General features: G+C 30.1%; 8 protein-coding genes and 1 pseudogene. 4 read left to right on the forward strand and 5 right to left on the reverse strand.

Going from position 1 to position 8,014, the window contains the following annotated elements:
* Positions 1–245: 245 nt before the first annotated feature.
* The 4 genes from ACKI32_RS00110 to ACKI32_RS00125 form a co-directional block, all read right to left on the reverse strand.
* A complete protein-coding gene (locus ACKI32_RS00110; protein ID WP_407412649.1) occupies positions 246–1,181 on the reverse strand; it encodes a hypothetical protein in 936 nt (311 codons plus the stop codon).
* 190 nt (positions 1,182–1,371) lie between these two features.
* Positions 1,372–2,454 carry a tyrosine-type recombinase/integrase gene (locus tag ACKI32_RS00115; protein ID WP_407412650.1) on the reverse strand — a complete coding sequence of 361 codons (1,083 nt, stop codon included), beginning with the start codon at positions 2,452–2,454 and terminating at the stop codon, positions 1,372–1,374.
* 728 nt (positions 2,455–3,182) lie between these two features.
* Positions 3,183–3,311 carry a hypothetical protein gene (locus ACKI32_RS00120; RefSeq protein ID WP_407412651.1) on the reverse strand — a complete coding sequence of 43 codons (129 nt, stop codon included), beginning with the start codon at positions 3,309–3,311 and terminating at the stop codon, positions 3,183–3,185.
* Between the two features lie 179 nt (positions 3,312–3,490).
* Positions 3,491–4,999 (reverse strand): DUF2828 family protein, encoded by a 1,509-nt coding sequence (locus tag ACKI32_RS00125; protein WP_407412652.1) that lies wholly within the window; start codon positions 4,997–4,999, stop codon positions 3,491–3,493.
* Between the two features lie 529 nt (positions 5,000–5,528).
* Between ACKI32_RS00125 and cas2 the strand changes: the two genes are divergently transcribed.
* From cas2 to ACKI32_RS00145, 4 genes are all read left to right on the forward strand, one after another.
* Positions 5,529–5,804, forward strand: a complete 276-nt coding sequence (gene cas2, locus ACKI32_RS00130; RefSeq protein ID WP_407412653.1) for a CRISPR-associated endonuclease Cas2 — start codon at positions 5,529–5,531, stop codon at positions 5,802–5,804.
* 1 nt (position 5,805) lies between these two features.
* Positions 5,806–6,801, forward strand: coding sequence for a CRISPR-associated endonuclease Cas1 (gene cas1, locus ACKI32_RS00135; protein WP_407412654.1), 996 nt, complete (start codon positions 5,806–5,808; stop codon positions 6,799–6,801).
* 281 nt (positions 6,802–7,082) lie between these two features.
* The gene (locus tag ACKI32_RS00140; protein WP_407412655.1) at positions 7,083–7,334 is read left to right on the forward strand and encodes an ADP-ribosyltransferase; all 252 of its coding nucleotides are present in this window, start codon (positions 7,083–7,085) and stop codon (positions 7,332–7,334) included.
* Between the two features lie 76 nt (positions 7,335–7,410).
* Positions 7,411–7,776 (forward strand): hypothetical protein, encoded by a 366-nt coding sequence (locus ACKI32_RS00145; RefSeq protein ID WP_407412656.1) that lies wholly within the window; start codon positions 7,411–7,413, stop codon positions 7,774–7,776.
* A gap of 101 nt (positions 7,777–7,877) precedes the next feature.
* Here ACKI32_RS00145 and ACKI32_RS00150 read toward each other — a convergent pair.
* Positions 7,878–8,014: pseudogene (locus ACKI32_RS00150) on the reverse strand (phosphomethylpyrimidine synthase ThiC); the annotation flags it as partial.

Below are 8,014 nucleotides of genomic sequence, written 5' to 3' on the forward strand. Positions count from 1 at the left end.
TATTTACTTAAATATGTAGTATACAGTTAATATACTATTATATATTTTCTGTATTTACTTATTATATATATTTACCATATTTCTGTATTTACAGAAAGTTGGATTATACTTATAATACTACTTATACTCAAGTAATATTGAGAAAATAGTAAAAATCAATAGCTTGATATATATCAAGCTGTTAAAATACTATATTTTCTACCAATTTACTCGTTTTTAATAAATTTTATAAAATTTAATAAATTTCAATGTCTGATTTTTCTTACAAGATAATATACTCCATAGGATAATACACCTATTAGTGCAATAACAGATCCGATAATTGTATAATGTACAATTGAAGGTATACCATCATGAATAACAATGCTTCCCATACTTTCATATTCCGGGGATATTGGAATGTCTTCACCTTTAAACACTTTATCCTGGAAATAGACGTCATCATACATGTTTCCAGTATTCATATTAAATAAGGAACCGTCATCATTGGACAAATAGACATCTACAACATTCTGATTGGTGGTAAAGCCCTCGTCATGATGGAAATAATATGTAGTAATATCCCTTCTGGTAAGTCCAAACATATCAGATGCTGCTAATTCTGTCATAACACTGATTTTATCAGTTGTATTGAGTGGGATTTCACCAGATCTTGAATATTTATATCTGTTTGGCATTGATATATATTCTCCAGGTTTCAACTTGCCTGTAAAATGATTTGTTGCAGTTGCAACACCATAATGTCCATCAGGAGCTTTAATGACAACATGTCCTAGTTCATATATTGCTTTAATCTCTTGTATTTTTTCCAAATCAGCTTCAGAAATCTTACTTTCGTTATTTATCATTCCAGCAGTGATGTTTTCAATAATTTCATTATCAATACCATCATCTATTCCTCCGTAACCGATTACCCATCCGTCTTCAGTGATAATTACCTGACAAAAGTATCCGCCATCAACTTTCCATTGTTTGATTGCCTGCACTCCATGCCAATCAATCGCTTCAATGTGGATATCTGCAGAAAGGTTAGCATCTCTTCTAAATGAAAAAATACTGTTGTTTCCATCCAACTGTAGAACAACGGAACAACATCCGGTTAAATCTGAGTCATCAGTTTCATCCAATATCTGTTTGATGTCGAATGTGTCATGATGAAAATCTGACGCACAAACGCTCATTATCGAAATACACAATAGAACTGTAGTTAAAATTAATATAACTCTTTTGGAAATCAAATAATCACTGCATAATTTTAGTTAAATATAAAACTGGTGTTATAAACTATCACCATTAATAGATTATACATATAACTATTTAAAATTTACTTATTTTTAATATAAGTATATAAAAAAAGAAGAAAATTAAAAGTTAAAAATTAAAGTTAATATTTTTAGCTTTTAATTTTTGTTTCATTTGTTCTTTATCAATATGGATATATTTATCAGTTGTTTGACTGTTGGAGTGACCAGCAATAGATTGAACCTCAGCAACGGTCAAAATTTCAGCATAATGGCTTAAAGCGGTGTGTCTGAGGATATGGACACTAACATTTTTTCCATAATTAACAGGACAATCAATTCCTTCACTCGCTATTCTCTTATCGCATTCATGAGCATGTTTTTTAATGATATCCTGAACTGCTCGCTTTCCAATTCTTTTACCTTTGATGTTTGTAAATAGTTCTTCACGAGTTTTCTCTTCATTTGCTTTATTTCTTTGAATTACTGGCCTGTAGATGTCATTGGTGTTTTTTCTAAGTTTTGTGATGCGATCTTTCATCATTGCATTTAAACTTATCAATGTATCATGAGTAATAAAAGTAGTACGGTCCTTTAATTCTCCTTTTGTGGTTTCTGCTCTTAGATTAACATCAATTACTTCTCTAGAATCATCAGAAACTATATAAAATCCATTTTCATCCAGTGGGACTTTTATATCAGACTTATTCAAAAGAACCAATTCCTTAAGTCTCATTCCTGAGTCAATAAATGTTCTGCAAATGGCATAATCTCTTTTGTTTCCACTTTTCTCGATTGTATCAAGGAAAAATGCTGATTGAGGCCTTGTTAGAGATATTTTTTCAATTCTTTTTTTGGCAGTTTCAGGATCTTCAGCTTTTACTTCAATGATATCCTTCATTTTAATTGGTTCATGTTGGATTTCTTCTTGAACATCTTCTGAGTTGATAAATTCCAATATATTCATCATATAGGTTTTTACTGTAGTCCTTTTATTACCACGTTGTTTTAGACAATGTCTACGATAATGTCTGAGTTGTTTTTTAACGTTTTTATCATTTAACTCATCTATTCCATTATCTTCCAGATATTCGATGAATTTGGATATGTTGAATGTCTGTTTTTCCACTGTTTCTTTTGTTAAGTTTTTTACCTCTTGTTTTTCTTCTAAGTATTCATCTAGGTAGTCCGTTAGCTCATCAACTTCAATCATAAGCCTTTTTGCCTCCTAAATTTTTATACCTAACCCTTGATTATACTATTGAATTTATTAGTATATAAAGACTTCGTATCTTTTCTTTTTTAATGTATATTATTACATAAAATATACGTTTACTTTATATATAAAATTAGGTCAGTTTTGGAGTTTCTTGGAAGATGTTGAAAGTGAAGTAGAACATATACATCAATTGGTTGAAATATGGTGATTTCGTTAATTTTTGATTTTTTGTGGAAATTTTCGAAATTTTAGTGTTTGAAATTTTCTTATTCTCCATCATGTAAAAATAATTTTACAACACTTTAATAATAATATATATTTAAATGGAATAGAAATTTTTTAACTTTAACTACAATAATGGATGTGACCAAATTTTTAAAAAACCTGTAAGAACTAGAAGTTTAGAGGTTACAACATGATAAAGTATATTGCATTATTTTTGAGTGCCCTTTCACTTATTGTATGTATTTTAGATTTGTGTTTTAACCTCATGAAACTTTGCTGTTGAATTCGAAAGTAAATTTCTTGATGAATATTAGATTGTATTGTTATTTTATTCATTAAATTTTTCATCCAATAATTTTGGATTTTTAGCATTTTTAGTTAACCATTGCTTAAATGGTTCTGTATTTATTTAAGGTATTGATTGTATAATTCTTAAAATTATTTTTTAGTTGCTACATCTGTTTTGTACATTTTGCCCTCTTTATATGGTGGCAATTTCAGTTGGTTACAAATTGTAACCTACTCAACACTTTCAAATATTTATCATCAATAAGCACATTAATCGGCATATCTTCAATCTGCCATTCATTTAAGAGGGTTATTACAAAATCGCTTAACATCATCATTTTAACACTTTAAAAGTTTCAGTTTATTTTAGCCGGATGTTCTCTGGACATATCATTTATGTTGTCGTTGAATATAATTAAGACGTTGGAGGGACTCGAACCCTCATTAACCAGATCTGCAGTCTGGACCCTAACCAATTCGGGTCACAACGTCACCTTTTATTTTATCCATATTAAATTTAAACTTTTATTCTGTCATATCGTGGACTGGTTATAGTTTCTACTAAAACTTCGTAAGGATTATATTTACTACTCATAACCATTTTTAGCACGTTTTGACTGAAACATGATACTAATGCAACCCCCAATTCATTTTGTGTCAGGGGTATTGTTTGAGTACGTGAGTTCACGTTCCAAAATATCAATCTAGGCAATGTGTAACCTGCATCAGCATATCTTTTAGCAATAACTTCAAATAATGGTTTTGTTAAAAGATTTTCACTGCCGTTCCAACCTCGTTGTGCCATATCAAACTCCATATCAGAGATTATTAGAATGTTTTTAATCATTTCTTCTTGGGAAATGTTATTTTCAATAGCAACACCAAGTATAAGATCAAATACTGCTTCGATGTTTGTATTTGCTATTTCATCATGTTTTTGTGCAATTTCCAGTTTAGCTTTCAAACTGTCATTTTCATTGAATTCCACAAATTGGGGTTTGCTTGAAAATGTAATATACTTATTTCTGTATATGCTGCTGTTGTGCTGTGCAGTATAGATTGCCAAGGCATTTGCAACATCAAGTGCCTTTGTTTTCCCGCTGATACGCATCATCATACTGCCGCTTCCATCTGCAACGACTAATGTGTCTTCAACCATTATGTCTTTTAGGTTGTCCCATGCCACTTCCAATGTTTGATCATAATCATTCAGACCATAATAGCCATTGGAATATCTTGCTACGATATCTACAGGAGTGGCAACTTTCATATTTATTCTGCTTGTGCCTTTTTCAACTGATTGCAAATATTCTAGCCTTCTTGCTTCATCATGTTTCATGAAGGCGTTTTTGTATTTAAGATTTGCTAGTGATGGAACCTTTTCATAATCAATATCGTTCCATTCGTTATTGGTCATTTTCACTTCAACAACATTAGAATATGCGCGTAATTCAGATAACATTAGGCGATATTTTCTAGGTGTCATTTCAAGTAATCTTATAATTCTTTTAGCCATTATTCTTGTGTTTGTGCTACTTGCATTTTCAGATGGTAACCATTTGGCAAGCAGGGAAATTGGTTTATTTTCCTTAAAGTTATCTAAATCTTTATTTAACTGATTTTGCATGATTGTGATTATGTATTTATCAGTATCATTACTGATGCCTATTAATGATACTAAATCATCCCATCGACCATATTCAGAGATATTTTCCAGATTTTTGTAGAACACATCAATATCAAGTACCGCTAATCTTTTGTAGCATATTCTGAATAATCTTCTTTCACCTAATCCTTCACGGACATCTCTTGCAAAGAATAACCATTTTAATGCATATTCTTTGTTTTCATTAAATGCCTTATCAAACAAGTTCACTATTTCCTTTTCTTCGCATTGGCGAAGACTGCTTACTTTGTAATTGATGTCAACTAGTTCAGAACCAGTTGATTTGTATCCTATTGCACCATTTTCTGTTATAGAAAATTTTTCTTGCTTTTCTAATTCCTTTTGGATTGAAGTAAACATTTTATATCCTCCATTTTTGGTTAGATGAAAAAATTGCTAAATGATTATTGTCAAAGTACCGTTGGCTTGTTCAGTTACCGAAATTTGCTGTTGGTACTTTTTAATAATCATTTTCAAGATGCAGTTCAAACTTTGTTCATTAATCACAGTATTTTTTGCGGTTCACATCTTATTTACACGCCAAGACACTTTTAATTTAAATCCTTATTCCAAATGTTCAAACTCTTGAGTTCCAAGTATATTGCTGTAAAGTGTCTTAAATAGGAAATGTAGGATTGAACCCACATTAACTATAATATCATGTTGATTCAAAAGCTATTTTAGATTAGTTGATTTGAATCATGATAGCTATAATTCCTTTTCAGTTACTAATTCTTATTAATTTCATTCTATTTAAACTTTACTCGATTGTAGTGACTTTGTAAAATTGTTGCAACTTTGAAAAATTGATTTCACTGAAACATAGTATTTAAAGTTATCTATTTTAAAAAATACAATTATTAAAACAAGTTGAAATATAATTTAATTCATGTATATGATAGTAAGTTTTGAGTGTAAATTTAAAACCAACCATGAAAATATTGAAAAGATTCTTCAGCATTTTGGACTTAGAAAGATTCAAAGTTCACTATATGCAGGAGAGCTTGAAAATAATGAACGTGAAATGTTAGTGAAAAACATTAATGAAATCATCAAAGAACAAGATAGTGTTTTGATAATGCCAATTTGTCAAAATTGCTATTCAAAAAAAGAATGTAGCGGAAGGGAAATTAAATTCAAAAACGATTTATACAGGGTGTATTGAAATGAAACTGGTAATTGATGGATACAATAAGTCTATACATAAGAAAGACAACCAAATTGTTATACATGAAAAGGATGAAATCTTAGATTCAATCAAGGCAAGTACAATAACAGACATTACCATTGTAGGAAAGGGCTATGTGACATTTGATGCTCTAAATCTAATGGCTGAAAATAACATTAAATTAATAGCAATTAATCCTCGTGGGCAATTAACTTATGCACTGGAATCACCTGATTGGCGAAACGTAATGCTTAAAAAAGAACAATACAAACAAAGTGAAAATAAATTAGGACTCGAAATCTCAAAAGAATTAATCATATCAAAAATGAAAAATCAAAAAGCAACATTAACAACATTAAATAAAAATAAACAATTGAAAAGAGTTTTTAACCATAGGTTAAGAATAGATGAATGCATCAGTCAAATTTCTAAATTAAATTTAAAAGGAAAAAATGAGACCCTAAGAATGAAAATAATGGGATTGGAAGGTAGCGCTTCAAATGAATATTGGTCTGGAGTGAAACATTTCATACCTCAAGAAATTGGATTCGACTCACGAACAAAAAAGCCAACTGACCTGCTAAACTCAATGCTGAATTACGGATACGCAATTCTTGCAAGTGAAATTACAAAAAGCATTCTTCAAAATGGTTTAGATCCATATTGTGGTTTTTTACACTTTGATATGGATGGGCGAACCAGTTTAACATTTGATTTGATTGAGCCGTTCAGACAACAGATAGTTGATAAAACAGTGATTGGTTTGATAAATAAAAAAAGAATTAGGCCTGAAGATTTGGATAAAAGGAATAAAACAATTAAATTAGAAGCCAGAAAATTAATTGTTGAAAAGATATTAGGTAAAATCTACTCAACAATAACATATAATGATGAAACTGTAAGCTATTCTGATTTGATACAAAAACAGAGTGCAGATTTAGTTGAAGTATTGTTAGATGGTACAAAATTCAAGGGATTTTACCTACGATGGTGAGGAAAACTAATGGATTTTCAGCCTGAAAATTCATGTCCTCAAAATTGTTGAAAATAACTGCTAGTCTCGGTGTTAAATTCATAGATTTTGAGGAAAACTCCAACATTTTTTGGGGGTGAACATGATGTCCTCACAAAGTTTTTTAAAGGAGAAATATAAAAGAGTTAAATAGGTATTAAAAGGAAAATTTTATAGTGTTAAAACGGAATCTTTTCTCTTGAAATATTCAAAACAAAATTCTTGAAGACGATTTAGTTGTTGTTAGAAGACAAAGAAAGCCAATGACTGATTATGCAGATGATGGAATTTACCATTCTGATTCTTGTTTATCTACATCCATTTCGAAAAATGTTAAGCCTGATGAATACGGAAAATACGTGCATTATATTGTTATCCCAAAAGGTACAAAAATATTATATATCGAGGGAATAACAACAACTAAGGGTGAATATGAATTATTATTGGATAAAAATATTGATTTGAAGATTATTAGAAATAAATCTGAATTTGAGAGCCATTGGAAAGTAGTATGATAAGTTTATATAGTTAAATGAACAGAATATTATTAAAGAAAAATTAGTTTTTCATTTTTATTATGTTGGTGGTATCATGGGAAAAGTAATAATTCCAAATTATAATTTTGTTAGAAGTTGGTCTGATGATCAATTAGACGAATTTGTTAATATACCTCATGGATTACCTAATAGATTATTAGATATTGTTCGGGAAGTTATTCCAGATATTAATTCTCGTAGACTTGAAGCTTCAATTGATCATCCTGAGTTTGAACATATGGATCAAGAACAAAGTATTATTCCTCGTAGATTGGTACGTGAAGATAAATTAGATGAAGCTTTTGAACATGAAATTCAGTATACTCTAGACTTTTTAGAAAAATATCCTCAATACAAACCTATGATTAAAGAGGTTAAAAATATTAGTTTTGGAAAGTTGCGCAAATTATTTCATGTTTAATTTTTACTATTTTTTATTATTATTTTGTTCATCACCAACTACGAAAATCCCGAGGTTTTAGGTTAAAACGGAATCTTTTCTCTTGAAATATTCAAAACCAAGGCCAAATTAAATTGTGCTTCCCAGTCAAATTCTCTTCTGGCTTGAGCCATTTTAAGTTCTCTATCCCATGCCTGCGGAAGTCCTTTTGCAACGTCGGCAGCTTCAGCAGCAATCTTTGATGCGATTACTCCTTCTT

It is taken from the genome of Methanobrevibacter sp., from assembly GCF_045611865.1.
GTDB lineage: Archaea > Methanobacteriota > Methanobacteria > Methanobacteriales > Methanobacteriaceae > Methanocatella.